The sequence below is a fragment of the Haloprofundus marisrubri genome, assembly GCF_001469955.1.
GTDB classification, from domain to species: Archaea; Halobacteriota; Halobacteria; order Halobacteriales; family Haloferacaceae; genus Haloprofundus; species Haloprofundus marisrubri.
The window spans coordinates 40158-55420 of the sequence record NZ_LOPU01000004.1; the positions used below are offsets into that span (position 1 = coordinate 40158).

Below are 15263 nucleotides of genomic sequence, written 5' to 3' on the forward strand. Positions count from 1 at the left end.
CAAATGTTATCTCATGACACAGAAGAACAGGCGTGACCTCTTGCGGTCGGCTGGCGCGGCGGCAGGCACCGCGGCAATAGCGGGGCTGACTGGCTGCATGGGCGTCCTCGGTGGGTCAAGTTCTGAAATTCAGGTCAGCTCAAAACGTTTCGCTGAACAGAAGATTCTGGGGTATACCGCCATTGAGGCGTTAAAGCAGAACTCCGAACTGAATCCGGTCGACGAGACAGGACTCGGAGGGTCCATGCAGAACTTCAAGGCACTCAGCAGCGGTGAAGTCGATGCGTACTGGGAGTACACAGGGACGGCGTGGTACACCGAACCGCCAAAGCACGAGAAGACGATTGATGACCCAAAAAAGCTCTATCAGAAAGTCAAACAGGAGTTCAAGCAACAACACGGGTTAATTTTTCTCAACCGCGCACCGTTCAACAATACGTTCGTTCTGATGGCTAACCCTGACTGGGTGGAAGAGACAGGCGTGGAGTCCATTTCTGATCTCGCAGAGTACATCAACAGCGGGAACACCGATTTCAGGATGGCGTTTACCGCCGAATTCCTCGGCCGTGCCGACGGCTGGAAGGGCGTCGCAAAGACGTACAACTTCGAGAAAGCGCTTGAGAAGCTAAAACCGAACATCAAACAGGTTGGTATCGGCCTTACCTACCAAATCGTCGGTAAAGGGGACGCGGACGTCGGCCTCGGGTTCAACACTAACCCAAACATCCCGAAGTACGACCTCGTAGTTCTTCAAGACGACAAGAGCCACTTCCCGGTGTACAACCCGGCGCCACTCGTCAGCCAGAAAGTGCTCGACGAGAACCCAGCGGTGAAGCAGACACTCAATCCGATCGGGCCGAAAATCGGAACCGACCAGATTCGGAAGCTGAACAAAAACGTCTCTATCGATAACATGGAACCACGGAAAGTCGCCCAGAACTTTCTGAAAGAAGAGGGGCTCATCTAAGCAATGATCGACCAGATCACGAGTGTCGTGGGGAAATCGATCATACTTGCTCTTGGTGGATACTTCGAGTTTTTCACCACACATCTCGGCGAACTCACTCGACTTCTGATTGAGCACGTGCGGATTGCAGTCTTCACGCTCGTAATCGCGGTTCCGTTAGGCGTGGTACTCGGAACAATCGTCAGTGTGTACGAGCGAGCTGCAAGTCCCATTCTCTGGGCGGCAGGTATCATGCAGACGATTCCGAGCATCGCCTTCTTCGGCCTGTTGATTCCTGTCTTCGGGATCGGCACGCCCTCGGTCGTTATCGCGCTCGTTCTCTACTCACAACTCCCAATCGTCAGGAACACCTACATCGGACTGACTCAGGTGAATCAAGCGGCAGTTGAAGCCGGACGCGGACTCGGAATGTCTCGGTTTGAGCGACTCAGACGGGTACAGCTCCCGATGGCCCTTCCGGTGATTATGGCCGGCGTCCGAAACGCCGTCGTCCTCGTTATCGGAATCGCCGCTATCGGCGCATTCATTGGTGCCGGTGGCCTCGGCGACTACCTCTTCCAAGGAATCCGCGAGCGGAACGTCGACATGATTGTCGTAACGACAATCGTACTGTCGGCGTTGGCGCTCGCGTTCGACTACGGTCTCGGCATCAGCGCACGGCTTCTGCGAGCACGTAACGGTGAAGACGTTCGTACAACCCGCGTGACGCGGCTCCTCCAACAGGTGATAGCATGACCACGAACACAATAGAGTTCGACGACGTGACCAAGGTGTACGGCGACGATATGGTGGCCATTGAGGACGTGACCTACGGAGTAGAGAAAGGGACCACTACAGTCCTCGTTGGACCCTCTGGCTGTGGGAAAACGACGACAATGGAGTTAGTGAACCGACTCGAAGATCCGACGGAGGGAACAGTCTACTACGAGGGGACCGACATCCAGGAACTTGATCGAATCCAGCTTCGTCGAGAGATCGGGTACGTCATCCAAGAAATCGGCCTGTTTGATCACATGACCGTCGGTGAGAACGTTGCGACGGTGCCCGAGCTGAAGGGATGGGACCGCGACCGAATTAACGACCGGATTGACGAACTCTTGGACTTGATGGACCTCCCACCGACCGAGTACCGCGACCAATACCCGAGATCACTCTCCGGCGGCCAGCGCCAGCGCGTCGGTATCGCCCGCGCACTCGCCGGTGATCCGGACGTCCTCCTGATGGACGAGCCGTTCGGAGCACTTGACCCCATTACGCGTGAGACCCTCCAGAACGAGTTCCTCGAGATCCAAGAAAAAATCAACACGACGATTCTGTTCGTCACGCACAGCATTGACGAGGCGCTAAAGATGGGCGACAAGATAGCCATCTACGACGTCGGTGAGGTTGTCCAATATGGGACTCCTCAGGAGATCCTCGAAAGCCCGGCCAACAACTTCGTCGAGGACTTCGTCGGTGCCGATCGCGGCCTGAAGCGGTTGCAAGTGACACAGGTCAAAGAGTTACTGGCCGCCCCCGTGAAAGAGGCAGAAAGTGGCGGCCGAGGAGTTGCCGTTGCGACCGACGGCAACGGGAGTCACGAACTCTCGCCGACCGATTCTGCGCAGGTCGCACTCTCGCGGATGATCCAGTACGACGTTGAGACGCTTCCGGTCACCGATGACGGGCGCGTCGTCGGAGAGATCGAGAAATCCGACATACATCAGATCGCTCGGACGGAGGGGTGAATTGTGAGCGCATTCGTCGATGCCTGGCACTACTTCACGGGGAATTTCAACGAGTTCCTGACCCTCTTACAAGAGCATCTATTCATGGTCGTCATCGCGGAACTTGGGGCAATAGTTGTCGCCATCCCGATCGCAATCCTCGCAGTGCAGAATGATCGCACGAAACGCGTCGTGATGGCTGTCGGGAACGTTTCGCAGACGGTGCCAACGCTCGCAGTCATCGCGCTTGTCTACCCACTCCTCGGAATCGGATTCAACTCGGCAGTCTTCGGAATCTGGCTCTACGCGCTCTTGCCAATTCTCACGAACACCGTAACTGGAATCGAGGATGTTGATGAGGGGACAGTCAACGCTGCCCGTGGAATGGGGATGACCGATTTGGAGATCCTTCGAAAGATCCAGATCCCGCTCGCACTTCCAGTCATCTTCGCAGGAATCCGGACGAGTTCGGTCATCAACGTCGGGACGGCTTACCTTGCGTTCTTCATCGGTGGCGGCGGTCTTGGTGTCTGGGTCATCACAGGCATCCAGTTGTTCAACACTCCACAGATGCTTGCGGGAGCCATCCCGGGTGCCATATTGGCGATTACCGCTGACTTGCTCTTCGCCAGCATCGAGCGTTATCTCGGGCAAGACAACGACGCCCAGGTGGGTGTCGCGGCCTGACTATCCCAGTCTCGCCTCGGAAAGATGCGTGACTCGCCAACGTACGGTGGGGGAGAAAGCCTCTATGTAGGTTGGCTGGTCGTTGTCGCGTGCTTTCTCGGTACGGTCGCCATCTTCGGCGTTTCGTATTCCTTCGGCGTGTTTTTCGAGCGTCTCGTCGTTGAGTTTGGGAGATCGCGTGATGTCGTTTCCCTTGTCTTCGCCGTCCAGACGTTCGTCATGTGTCTCGGGGCGGGTGTGCTCGGCCCACTTGTCAGCGTCTACGGCGTCAAGCGGGCGTGGGTGTTCGGTACTGGACTCTTCGCCATTGGGTTACTCGGGGCGAGTCGAGCGACCTCGCTTGTCTCATTGGTCGTTGCATACGGAGGAGTCGCCGCACTCGGGATGGGAATCCTCTACGTCGCCTCGTCCGTGACCATTACGTGGTGGTTCGACGAGCGTCGAGGCCTCGCCTCCGGACTTGCCAGTTCTGGAATCGGCGTCGGGCTGCTCGGAATCGCACCGGTCGCACGGCACCTTGTGGCCACGAACGGCTGGCAATCAGCCTACTTCGCAATCTTCGTGCTCGTTGTCGGTCTATTAGCCGTCGCCACGCAGCTTCTCGTCGATCCCGACGGCCGGGTCGAAGCTCGTGCCGACGAGTCGGCTCGATCTCGCTTTCGTAGACAGCATGAGGTCCTCCGATCCGTCGTTGGCTCTGCTTCGTTCCGGTGGCTCTTCGTGGGATGGACCTGCATCTACCTCCCGGTCTACGCGGTGCTCGCACACCTCGTGCTCTACGTGTCGGCACAGCCGGGATTGAGTAGCTCTACCGGTTCATGGCTCCTCGGTGTGATCGGCGTATCGACGGGAGTGGCCCGGATAGGAGTGGGACCGATCGGTGACCGGACCGGACGCCCGAAGACGTTCCTCGTAAGCGCATTCGTGCTTGGGATCTCGGTCGTGATCCTTCCGGCGACGAGTTCGGTCGCGTCACTCGTCGGATTTGCCGTCCTCTTCGGTGTCGCGTATGGCGCGAACGGAGCCCTCCTCGCACCTGTCATAGCGGACGTCTATGGAACAGCCAATATCAGTTCGTTGTTCGGTGCGATATCTATCTCGTTCGCTATTTCGGGACTCTTCGCGCCGTATCTTACTGGGCTCATCTACCGACTTGCTGGAAGCTATTGGATTGCATTCGTCGGATTCGGGCTCCTTGCTATTCTCGGGGCAGGATGTACAGTCCGTGGAGTCCGGTGACCTCTTGGCGCGCCTGGATAGGTTCAATTCCGTTGACTGGTATTTAATTCACTTTTTCCTCGTCGTTCTAAGGGGTGCCCCTGAAGCGGGGATGATAGAGGACTGCAGGCGAGTGATGGCACACCTGTGACAGTCCACTACTGTTAGCGAGCGGTCTGATATCCATTCTCGCCAACTGGTTCTTATCAAGTTGGAGGATTCAGCGGCTTTAGTTGTGGGGTACTGACAACGCGGAGAGTACGTCAGACAACTCATAGAGGCGTACATCGGTTCGTCTCTCAGCTGCGTGTTTGACGTCGTCGGTGTATCCCGAGCGGCTGAACAAGACGTATAGCGGCTCAGTATTTGCAGGCTCATTTGACCATCGCACCTCTGCTGCTGTTCGTTCAAGATTCGAGAGAACTCCCTCACTCACAGGTTGGGACGTGAACTTGCACTCACCAGCCACAAGCCCTGTTTCACTCAAGCCAACGACGTCCAGTTCGTGCTCTTTGAACCACCACTGGCCAATATCGGTAAAGCGTCGGTCGATCAGATACGGCAACGCCTGTTGACAAAGTCGCTCAAACAACGGGCTTACGTAATCTGCGATCTCTGGTTCGACGAAGTCGTCGTACGCATTCTCGTCGAGAATGCGAAGCCGGTCTTGATTACCGTATACGAATCGAAACCAAAATCTGAACAACGGCGCGGCAATTCGATACCGTCCCCGTTTTGACGCCGTCGGTGATTCCGTCACAGGGATGTGGCGTTCAACGAGACGGAGCCGCCGGAGCTTCTGTAAATATGTACTGAGCGACTGCGACTCTACTCCAGCCATGCCTGCGATTTCATTCGGTGTTCGGCGGCCATGTGCAAGCGCCCGGAGAATACTAAAGTACGTATTCGGCTGTCGGAGTTCTGTCCGAAGCAGGAACTCCGGTTCCGAATACAAGAGCCCACGCTCAGAGAGAATCGACTGTTGGACGTTCGTCGCCAGCGACTGCTTAGGGTCAATTGTCTGGAGGTAGTGCGGGGTACCACCGTAGATCGCCCACGCCGTGATAGCTGTCTCGACGTTATACTCCGGGAAGAACTCACGTGCATCACCGGCTGAAAGCGGTTTCAAATCAATCGTTGCGGTCCGACGACCATACAACGGTGCGCTTCCAGACAAGACCTTCTCCTCCATGACACTGATTGACGACCCGACAAGGACAAGCGTCATACCCGTCTCCTGTAACTGCAGATCCCAGACGCGTTGAATCCGCGACGGAAGGGACTCGTCTTCCTCGATGAGAAAGGGGAACTCGTCGATAACGACGATTGCGTCTTGCTCCCCGAGCGTTTCGAGGAGTATCTCCCAGTCACGACGGACGTTCTGTATCGATGGGAACTGCGTCGTCGCAGTGTCTACGAACTGTTCGAGTTGATTTTGCGCCGTTGACTCGACCGCCTGATAATAGATTGCGTCGTCTCGGTCTGCGATGGACTGTCGGACTAACTCACTCTTGCCAAGCCGCCGCCGCCCGTAAATCACGACGAACTCTGCCGTGTCGGACTCGTAACACCCTGTGAGTTGATCGAGTTCCTCGTCTCGATCAACGAATTCGACCATACAACTCTATCTGTTCACCGCTAAAATAGAACTACCGATTATGGAAATCGTGATTTCGGAAATCTAGATTTCTATCTTTACAGACGCAGGGTGGGGAGTCCCTCTCCATGTCGGCGACAGACTGAATTTACTATCCGACATGTCGGTGACCCACGACTGAAGTCGTGGGCTTCCTCCTTGCATCTGTGTGAAGGGGCTTGGGTCTGCACAGTCGCCGTAGAGTTAGTATTGGTACTTTTTGTCCTCAACTTCGATACCTGTCGTAGGTATTTGCTAAGCACACTCAGAGACAAGAACAACCACCACTAAGAGAGCTATCGGGAAGTACTGGATTCAACTCGAAAGGCGGGCAATGCCGTGATCATGTCCTGAGTGTCACCTATCAGCCACGGTCACGGGTTCGTCGCATATTGAGGCTGTGTAATCGTGTTGTGACAGAGTACGCTAGAAGGACGCCATTGCGCGCGAAGAGAGATGCGGCAGCCGAATTGTTCGGTCATCTTGCTCTACGACAACCGTCTCCGTTCCGAACAATCTGTCAGTCACTGTCTGCGTACGTTCTGCGTCTGCAAGCTGGTCAGAGGAGAGCCGCCACTGGGGTCCAAACACTCGATCATAACCGACGACACCACCAGCGATGCGGTACTCCATGCAGAGATACCGGACCAACCGATCGATAACACCACACACCGCAAACGTCCCTACTAACACCACAACGGCGTCACTGAGAAGACTGGATAGATTCCCATCGGGATTCGCAACCGCAAGCAGTCCTAGTAGAAGCAGCGGTGTGACCAGCAATAGCGCAGCGGGTGACAAAAGACCACGTACGACACCACCAATGAGGAGTGCGAGTCGGTTCGGGCAAACGATATCCGGAGATTCGTTGAACTCCATGTTAATTGGTTCCCAGTCAGTGCTCTTGTCCTCAAACCCGAGATACACGGAGGTACGTTCGTCATAGGCCTCCAGTCGGTCACGATACACATCGATAATATCTGCGAGGAGTTTCACGGCAAACACACCAATCAAAATAAGCCATCCGGGGGCGCCGGCAATGACGAGTCCACCTCCGAAAAACATCGCTGAGCCGATTCCACCTACAGAGATGAGTGCTGACTGAAGCGGCTTTTGAGTTGACACTGATTTGTACTCCTTGTTAGCGAAGTAGCTGGCTGCGTCGACAGCCCGGCCAATGGTCACGGCGATGATTCCCAGTCCGGCTGAGAGTGATTCAGAGTCACTCATGGTTGCTTCCGTAGCCTCGCTAACACCACCGACGCCGACGCCGCCGAAGAGGAGCCATCCGATACCGCCGAGTATGAGTGTCATCACGATCGCTGGAACGTTCGCGATCTGAATCGATAGTGGAAGACCAGGGATGGGTATTCGGCCGCGTTTCTCCGAGAGCGCACCAATCACGAGCCATGAGAATCCCTCGGCGTCATAGTCGGGTTTTCCTTCTGCGAACAATGCTTCAAGGGCAGCGAATCCGAGACAGGCACCAAGCTCAATCCAGTAGACCGTCAGCAACGCGACTAGGGACCAGTCAAGAACGACAACACCAACGAGTGGACCCACATTGAGCGCGAGCAACGCAATGAGCTTCAATCGTCGCTTCTCCCCGGGAGTGAACTGCATAGAGGGCGTACGTGGCCTCAGACTCAGGATAGTTATTTGATGGGGGTATGTTCCGAAATCACCCGCGAGTCATAGAGAGAGGTGGTTTCGAGTGTTCATCACGAGCAATACCGGGTATAGCTCGCGTTTTCGGTTCTTTAGAAGGATAGCCTTCTTGGCTAAGGGAGGGGTCATTTCGAGTGTTTCGTACAATGCACACTGAAGAACGAGTTCAAAAGAAGTCACCATCGCGAGGTCATTCAGCTCCAAAGGTTGTTTATATCACTTTCTGATGCGGTTCGAATCTTATCTCGGTTTTCGATAACATTTCTTGAAATGATGTAAATCAGTCATAAATCACTCAGAAAGCAGGTTTCCACTGATACAGCGTTAATGGCCTCTTCAAGAACTCTATAAGCCAATTTTATCGGTTTCAAAACCGAACAAGAGTTAACCTAGTACATTCATATCATCTGTGCTGATATGTCGACTAATCGGTTTGAGGCCGCGGCGCGCGACCTCCAGCAGCTATCGGGCGTCATCGAGTGTGCTGTATGGTCAGATAGTATCTCGGTCCGATACTCTGGATCACTCTATGAACTCCAGACAATTGCACGCAAACACGACCTATTTTGGCGTAATCTCGACGGCGTCTTCTACGCTGATCCATTACCCGTCGAAAATGCTGCGGGCGAACTCGTGCCCACTGACGAGCTTGCACCTGCCTCCGTCGTTGCAAGAGAGGACGGAGTCCAAGCAGCTCACCTCATCGAAGAACACGGAGACCAACGACTACTCGTCGCAACCCCTGGCGTCAAAAACATACTTCGATTCATGGAACTCAACGGTGTCGACGGCTGGATGCTCACCGAAGCCAAAGAAGCACAAATCCGGCCCGTCCCACCAACATCCGGAGCTTCCTACATCCTCACACGAACCACAAGCCAACTCCGTCGTCTTCGCAGAAAACAACCACCCACCCATCCATTCCAAGACACACACTACGCTGGTGACAACGAGTAAGTCGATATTCTGGTGACTTCTCCCACGACTTCAGTCGTGGGCTTTCTCCTTGAACTTCTGTAATAGATCAGCCTCAGCAACGTCGGCGCGTTTCCTCAAGCACCGACCCTCCTTTACTTCCGCAGGCTGGACAGCGAGTGTAAGCGAAGTAGCCATAGTCGTCACAGACTCAAATTACTATTCGAAAAGTTAGATTGACCAATGAGTCTTGATGAGGCAGTTGACGAAGCACTCGCGGCATGCAGTATGTCGCGTAGTAAGGAAGCTGAGGAAACGGGGCGAACAGTCGCCATGCTCCAAGACTAACAGAGCCGCCTACTCAAGCGTCTCTCTCTGAGGGACCGGACGTGAATGCGATTCTCGGAACAATCCCATTGTAGGAGTTCTCAAGAAGTTCTCCAATTGGGTCGAGAATATACTGTAGAATCCCTGATTCAAGGTGGTGTCTAAACTCACGATCTGCAGCTTTGTATTCCTCCGTTGAGAGCCACTCCTCGATATATGGCTCGAACTGAGACTCCTCCCCTGGGACATAGATCACAAACTCAGTATCTACGGTCCCAAATCGCTCTTCAACTTCCTCATCGACTTGCCACGGTGCCTTCCCATTATAGAAGAGCTGCAACGACAAGGCTGCCTCACACTGGAGTCCCTCTGGTTCATCCTTGAGAGTGGGTGACTCTACTTGGAGGTTACTTCCAAGAACCCCAACAACAGTTTCACCGACAGTCGGAGAAACGTCCATATCGACTGACTCCAGGTAATACTCTGGAAGCTCGAGTGTGGGTATCATTGACCTGGCGTAGGAGTGGATCTGTCGCCCTCAGCTGTGTTCTGATCCATATTGACTGGAGCTTCAATGGCAACAGACCCCTCTGCTTGATGACGCATGTTTTCGACGCGTTCGTACTGTGCCTGCGGTCTGAAATCGTCGACTGACCCTAGTGAGTTGAGCAAGTGGTGGACAAATCGTTCCCCATACTCGCTAACTTCGTAGTACGATCTCACCTGCTCACTTTCAGTATCCGCTACACGCTTGTTGATCAGGCCACCCTCCTGAAGTGCCTCAAGTGCGTTCGTAAGCGTCTGATTGTGCAGTCGGTTATCCTCATCACTGAGCGAATCACGAAGCTCTGAGAAGCGGAGAGCATCCTTATTCAGAAGCGTGATTATGACTGCCTGACGCGTTTCGTTGTTGAACGCATTGATTGCAGCACTAATCTCGAATGGGAGTTTTCCAGCTGTGTTGTGAACCGCTTGAGTCGTCATAGTCAATTAAATTTGATTGGGTGGTGTTAATTCTTTGGTCAGGGGTCCCATTGGGTGTCCTTACCGGCCCAATTGAACGGCTTCCAAGGCTCTTTTCACAGTCAAGTATTGTTGACCCGGAATCTTAAAGGTAGCGGCAGGCCATAGACTGACTGTCAAACTCAATGGCAGGTTGGTTTCCAGACGGATTCGACGCAGAACGACAGAAAGTTGACGCGGCCTCTGACCGCGCACTCTACAAGTATCTCCGAGTGCATATCCTCGGCCCCTACGTCAACGACTGTCATCCGTTTCTAAGCGAAATAAAACACCGCCTCCGCGACGATGGCTTCACACGGGCGAAGTTGTGTACTGATCGCGATGAAACTCCACCAGCCCGTCTCCAAGGAGACGATCTCTCGAAAGAGGAGGAACAAGAACTCAGTGAATTCTGGACTGAAGTGAGCTACCGCTTTCTCCAAAACGCGGATGTCGCTATTTTCTTCTTTCTGGACCCAACGATTGGTCGATCGACTCTCCCCACGAGGGCGTTTCGGGACAAAGAAGATCCAGAGACTAACCATCTCCACGGACAGGCGATCTATGACACACCACAGGACGCAAATGGCTCTGTCGTCGAGGAATTGAACTACTGGCTCCGTGAAATGGACATGGGTTCATCAAGAACCATGGTTCTCTTCGAGAAGACCAACTATGACCAAACAGGAAGCCTCGTCAAAGGTCGAGTTGGTCTCCAAAGATGTCACTGGGATACATTCGAGGTTAATGCAGTCGATGCTGTCCATCGGAAAATACGGAGTCGAAGCATGAATTGGGCAATGAAAGACTGCAAGCCACGACTCCAAGACCAATACTACGACGACCGGTTTTGAGAAAAATAATGAGCGGTCATGAGGTATTAGCGGGAGTCCACGCTGAATGCCACGCCCTGAAGCGCGTGGTAGCTTACTAATCACAGCTGTTGTGATTAGTCGCACTCGCACAGTCACCCCAATCTCGTTTCTTCTCCAACTACTACACCTATCCACAGAGGGGATTTCCCGGGTGCTGTTGCTCATAATACGGCAGACTACCGCGTCCGTGTCAGCGGACAACGTCTCCAACAGAGACTAGTCCGCTGTAATCACAGGCTCTCTATCGCCACCTCATCACAACGTCCGTGATACCACCAGACGACGACGTACTCGCAAGTTCAGAGACTGCATGCTCTGTGAAGACAGCGCGCTTAGTCCCACGGCGTTTGACGACCTGTACGTCTTCTTTCCCCAGTCGGTCAAGGAACTCTATGACACGTGTGACAGTCTGGGTGTGGGGTGTCGCACCCTCCTTAGCCTTCAGGACTTTCCGAATCGTGCTTGAATCGATAGCGAATCCTGCGGGGACCTTCTGGGCGAACTCACGGATGTCTTTCGCGATGAAACGAGCACGCTCCTGGTTGGCTGTGAGTTTCGAGACCGCTTTCGAGGGGAGACTAATGAGCTGCTGTAACGGCGATCTGCTTTGATTTGTTTCGTCAGTGTCTGAGTCTTCAGAGGTTTCGAGGGCGTGTACGCGTTGTTGGAGGTGTTTTCGGTGGTCAGTCGACACACGGAGCTTCTCCTCGAACTCTGTGAGGCGCTCGTGCTGTTCTTTCAGTTGCTCACGCTGAGACGCAATCGTCTCAGCTTGTGCTTCGACTGTGTCTTCGAGGTCTGATTTCTCGTCTTCCAAATTGTCGACGCGGTCTTCGAGATCGTCGAGGCGTGACTGGAGGTCTTCGATAGACTCAGTCATAGAGTGACCTCCAGCGTGTGGGATGGCTGTGCGACGAGACCTTTTTGCGTAGGGAGCGTGTTCTGTGGCATGCGGAAGGTTCGATACAACCGCACCGGATCCGTGTCTTCACCACGGGTCCTTTTGGACTGATACCCGGAGAGCGGCTGTTACGTACAATAGCGACTTCCACCCACATAATGGTAGCACATTTGTGCTATCAATGTAGCATATGTAGAGTGAGAAATCCAGTTATAGTTTGCACTAATGTAGTTGGGATTCTGGTCTCTGAAGATGCGCCCACGTCCGAACTGGATGTCGCTTAAAGATGGGCTTATCTTAGAATTTCTTGCAGAACACAATTTAGAGCTCCCCCCGAAACCCCTCTATCGCAATCTCAACCGTCACGGCCACCAAATCGGCTACTCAACGGTTCGTCAGCGATTGAATGAGCTCGAAGCACACGGTCTGGTGAATGAAGTCGAGAGCGGGAGCTACTACGAGATATCAGACAAAGGACAACGGTACTTAGATGGGGAACTCTCAATCTCCGATCTTGAAGACGAGAACTGACTACTCCTCTGACCACCAGACCACAGCGCGAGCACCGACGTTCATTTTTCCGACGTCACCGTTTTCGTGCAGTGACTGAAGCTTCTGTCGTGCGGCTTCACTTGAGCATCCAAGTTCTTCGGCGACTTGTTTGGCCGTAAGGACGGGTGTGTCTGCATCTTTGAGGATTTGGAGGACGTTTTCTGGCGTGATTTGTGTGGAATACCTGCCCTCGTCGTCTCGTTTTCGGTCCATACTGGCCAGTTGTGGTTGTGTCAGATAATCCTATTGCTAGGAGGCAATTGGAAGCGTTTAAGGCCAATTGCTACGTAGCAATTGGTGAGGAAGACAGGTCCCTCTGGAGCTTTCGAGAATGCCCGCGTGCTTGGAACACGCGGGACCGGTCTTCCAAATGAACCCAGAAGACCAATGTCAACTAGGAAAGCCGCGACACAAGAGCCTACCGTATCACTACTCAGTCACTTCACCCGAGCACTAACACGCTCATTCAGCCTCGGCGTCGACAAAGAGGGTTACACCCATCACTACTACCAGCCTGCCGACGCCGTCGTTGTCCACTGTTGCCGCGAACTCGAGCATTACCAACCACTGGACGGCCGCCCACTGTCTCACTGGCACCAATACGTCGCACAGAAACGCGGCTGGAAATCTATGGGACAACTTGCCCACGCCGGACTCCGAATCGACGCGCGGCAGAAGGGGGCACAGGCGTGAGCGCACGCGAAGAACTCCAGATGCATCTCACACTCGACGACAACGAGCCACGGCGCGGATACTACGACCGCCTCCTCGCGTACGTCATACTTGACGGCGAAGACTTCAACCACGAACTTGTGAAGAACGGCTACGGCCGCGTGTACGACAGCCAGTTCATGAAACAGGACTCATACTACGAGTCCGAAGAAACTGCACAGAACAACAATCGCGGGCTTTGGGAGTGCACGGATGTCTCAACGCCGACGCCTACCACGACGCCGGAACCCGAAGACGATCAAGAAGACGAAGTCAATGACGAGGATATTGATCTTCCGCCAGTACCTGACGACGGCGACTACAACTGTGGAGACTTCGACACGCACGAACAAGCTCAATACGTCTACGAACAGGACACGAGCGATCCACACGGACTCGACGGCGATGACGACGGTGAAGCCTGTGAATCGCTGAGCTGAGCGAAGGGCGACGATTCCGTTTCCGAACATAGTATTATTATCGAGTCGATAATAGTCTCATCTGCGCAACGTAAGAAGCTGAAAAACTCATGTCTGAACACGACTTCAATTGGAAATTCGAGAAGGAACGTTCAGCTGGTGAGTAACAGCCTCTCGCGCCGGAAATCCCAACATGAGTTCAGATATTGATCTTCGAGACCGAGACTTGATCATCGAGTTGGTTGTTCTAACACAGGAACTCGAACGTCTGCCCACAGCAGTCGAAATTAACGACTGTTGTCAATACTCTCATCAGGACTATCGGGCAGCATTTGGGTCGCTTACTGACGCATATGTCGAAGCAGGTCTTCTTTCAGAGAATGCACTAGAGTCTGATCCAGGCTCGGGAAGCGCTGGAAAGCCCGCCACCGAAAAAGTAGAAACAGCTCGCAAGTTTAGCTCAGCAAACGTCAGTTCATCATTTGAAGAATCTAAAGTCGAAACAGGGAAAGAGAGCAAGAGTTTCACAGCTAATGGAAAGACAATCAGAGAGAATGCGGATCTAGACCTCCAGGAAGATACTCGACCAGAAGAGGTTAGCCAAAGAAAATTGATTGAAGAGATTCTTTGGTTTGAAAATTTTATACGAGAGCCGCCAACCGAGGAGTTAGTGAAATCACATGGAACCTATGCATCGATTGCCTTTGAGACTACATTTGACTCCTGGAGCCATGCTCTACAAGAATCGGGGCTGGATCCATCAGAAATCCCAGATTGGAGTAAGCGGAAGTATACTAATTCTGAAATCCTTTACGCCATTTCAAGCTTAGCTGACGAATTGTCTCATCCTCCTACGACAACAGAAATGAACAAGCACGGTGACGTTTCCGGTGGAATAGGCTCCCTCCGGTTTGGGTCATGGGCAAACGCCATAGAAGCCGCAGGTCGACATCCAGGCAAACGTCAATCAGTTCTTAAGGACAATACTGCGGTTGAAGCCGACCGCGAGCATTCGGATTCGGGAGTCAGGACGAAGGATGATAACAAGTACTCAGATGGGGAAATCTTACAGGCAATTCAAGATGTCACCGAGGAATTGGGACATCCACCTTCATCTACTGAAATGAACGAATTGGGTGCATTCTCTTCTACGAAAGCTGTGTTTAGATTTGGCTCTTGGGACAGAGCTATCAGGGAGTCTCAGGTGTCGAGTGAAAATTCGTCAGACCAAACCTCGACACAGGGCTCAGACGTTGTAGATCGTGAATCACAGACTGACACAGTGGTAGACCAGAGTGGATCTAACAAAGAATCGAAGAAGCGACAGGGTGTCAGAGAAGTAAAAGAAACAGCGACAAAACCAGGACGGTTTGAACTGATAATGGAATTGATGACGTTGGATGAGGAAGTCGAACGAGTGTTAGTAGTTGATGATTTGAGTGACTCTGAATACACTCCAAAAAACTATACTGATGAATTCGGATCGTGGCAGGCAGCAATCCAGGCAGCCAACATCAAATAGTACAGATTTATGATCAGAAGCAGCCGCCGGTAATTTTCCTAAGTTGGATTAGAGACTGCCACGAAGCAATTTTTTTCGCATCTCACGATCGCGTTTACTGCTTTGACGAGAATCAGCTAGATCACGCTCACCGCTTTTGTCTCGGACAATGGATTTT

At 53.1% G+C, this 15263-nt stretch carries 16 protein-coding genes; 10 read left to right on the plus strand and 6 right to left on the minus strand.

Translation table 11 applies throughout. From position 1 onward, the window contains the following. Positions 1-13 precede the first annotated feature (13 nt). From AUR64_RS01110 to AUR64_RS01130, 5 genes are all read left to right on the plus strand, one after another. Positions 14-967, plus strand: a complete 954-nt coding sequence (locus AUR64_RS01110; protein WP_071391187.1) for a glycine betaine ABC transporter substrate-binding protein — start codon at positions 14-16, stop codon at positions 965-967. Positions 968-1129: 162 nt separating this feature from the next. Next, a complete protein-coding gene (locus AUR64_RS01115; RefSeq protein ID WP_240479557.1) occupies positions 1130-1702 on the plus strand; it encodes an ABC transporter permease in 573 nt (190 codons plus the stop codon). Next, on the plus strand, positions 1699-2694 hold the full coding sequence (locus tag AUR64_RS01120) for an ABC transporter ATP-binding protein (RefSeq protein WP_058580113.1): 996 nt from the start codon (positions 1699-1701) through the stop codon (positions 2692-2694). The genes AUR64_RS01115 and AUR64_RS01120 overlap by 4 nt, the downstream gene beginning before the upstream one ends. Continuing rightward, on the plus strand, positions 2695-3360 hold the full coding sequence (locus tag AUR64_RS01125) for an ABC transporter permease (protein WP_058580114.1): 666 nt from the start codon (positions 2695-2697) through the stop codon (positions 3358-3360). Between the two features lie 24 nt (positions 3361-3384). After that, on the plus strand, positions 3385-4599 hold the full coding sequence (locus tag AUR64_RS01130) for an MFS transporter (protein WP_058580115.1): 1215 nt from the start codon (positions 3385-3387) through the stop codon (positions 4597-4599). 208 nt (positions 4600-4807) lie between these two features. Here the strand turns inward: AUR64_RS01130 and AUR64_RS01135 are convergent, their stop codons facing one another. Both AUR64_RS01135 and AUR64_RS01140 read right to left on the minus strand, forming a co-directional pair. Further along, entirely contained in the window at positions 4808-6196 is a 1389-nt protein-coding gene (locus tag AUR64_RS01135; protein WP_058580116.1) for an ATP-binding protein, read from the minus strand. A 444-nt stretch (positions 6197-6640) separates the two neighbouring features. Then, positions 6641-7837 (minus strand): DUF6498-containing protein, encoded by a 1197-nt coding sequence (locus AUR64_RS01140; RefSeq protein ID WP_058580117.1) that lies wholly within the window; start codon positions 7835-7837, stop codon positions 6641-6643. 462 nt (positions 7838-8299) lie between these two features. Here AUR64_RS01140 and AUR64_RS20270 point away from each other — a divergent pair, with 462 nt between their 5' ends. After that, positions 8300-8839 (plus strand): hypothetical protein, encoded by a 540-nt coding sequence (locus AUR64_RS20270; RefSeq protein ID WP_155120412.1) that lies wholly within the window; start codon positions 8300-8302, stop codon positions 8837-8839. A gap of 319 nt (positions 8840-9158) precedes the next feature. Here the strand turns inward: AUR64_RS20270 and AUR64_RS01145 are convergent, their stop codons facing one another. Both AUR64_RS01145 and AUR64_RS01150 read right to left on the minus strand, forming a co-directional pair. Beyond that, positions 9159-9632, minus strand: coding sequence for a hypothetical protein (locus tag AUR64_RS01145; RefSeq protein WP_058580118.1), 474 nt, complete (start codon positions 9630-9632; stop codon positions 9159-9161). Beyond that, complete coding sequence (locus AUR64_RS01150; protein WP_058580119.1) at positions 9629-10108, minus strand: winged helix-turn-helix transcriptional regulator; 480 nt, start codon at positions 10106-10108, stop codon at positions 9629-9631. The genes AUR64_RS01145 and AUR64_RS01150 overlap by 4 nt, the downstream gene beginning before the upstream one ends. 164 nt (positions 10109-10272) lie before the next feature. Here AUR64_RS01150 and AUR64_RS20275 point away from each other — a divergent pair, with 164 nt between their 5' ends. After that, positions 10273-10980 (plus strand): hypothetical protein, encoded by a 708-nt coding sequence (locus AUR64_RS20275; RefSeq protein ID WP_155120414.1) that lies wholly within the window; start codon positions 10273-10275, stop codon positions 10978-10980. Between the two features lie 262 nt (positions 10981-11242). Here the strand turns inward: AUR64_RS20275 and AUR64_RS01160 are convergent, their stop codons facing one another. Next, positions 11243-11881, minus strand: a complete 639-nt coding sequence (locus AUR64_RS01160) for a hypothetical protein (RefSeq protein WP_058580121.1) — start codon at positions 11879-11881, stop codon at positions 11243-11245. Between the two features lie 294 nt (positions 11882-12175). Between AUR64_RS01160 and AUR64_RS01165 the strand changes: the two genes are divergently transcribed. Further along, the gene (locus AUR64_RS01165) at positions 12176-12433 is read left to right on the plus strand and encodes a winged-helix domain-containing protein (protein ID WP_058580122.1); all 258 of its coding nucleotides are present in this window, start codon (positions 12176-12178) and stop codon (positions 12431-12433) included. On the opposite strand, the gene AUR64_RS01170 is transcribed toward AUR64_RS01165, so the two are convergent. After that, entirely contained in the window at positions 12434-12667 is a 234-nt protein-coding gene (locus AUR64_RS01170; RefSeq protein WP_058580123.1) for an HTH domain-containing protein, read from the minus strand. 476 nt (positions 12668-13143) lie between these two features. Between AUR64_RS01170 and AUR64_RS01180 the strand changes: the two genes are divergently transcribed. Together AUR64_RS01180 and AUR64_RS20280 are read left to right on the plus strand one after the other, a co-directional pair. After that, on the plus strand, positions 13144-13605 hold the full coding sequence (locus AUR64_RS01180; protein ID WP_058580125.1) for a thermonuclease family protein: 462 nt from the start codon (positions 13144-13146) through the stop codon (positions 13603-13605). A 172-nt stretch (positions 13606-13777) separates the two neighbouring features. Continuing rightward, positions 13778-15106, plus strand: a complete 1329-nt coding sequence (locus AUR64_RS20280; protein ID WP_155120416.1) for a homing endonuclease associated repeat-containing protein — start codon at positions 13778-13780, stop codon at positions 15104-15106. The last annotated feature ends 157 nt before the right edge of the window (positions 15107-15263 follow it).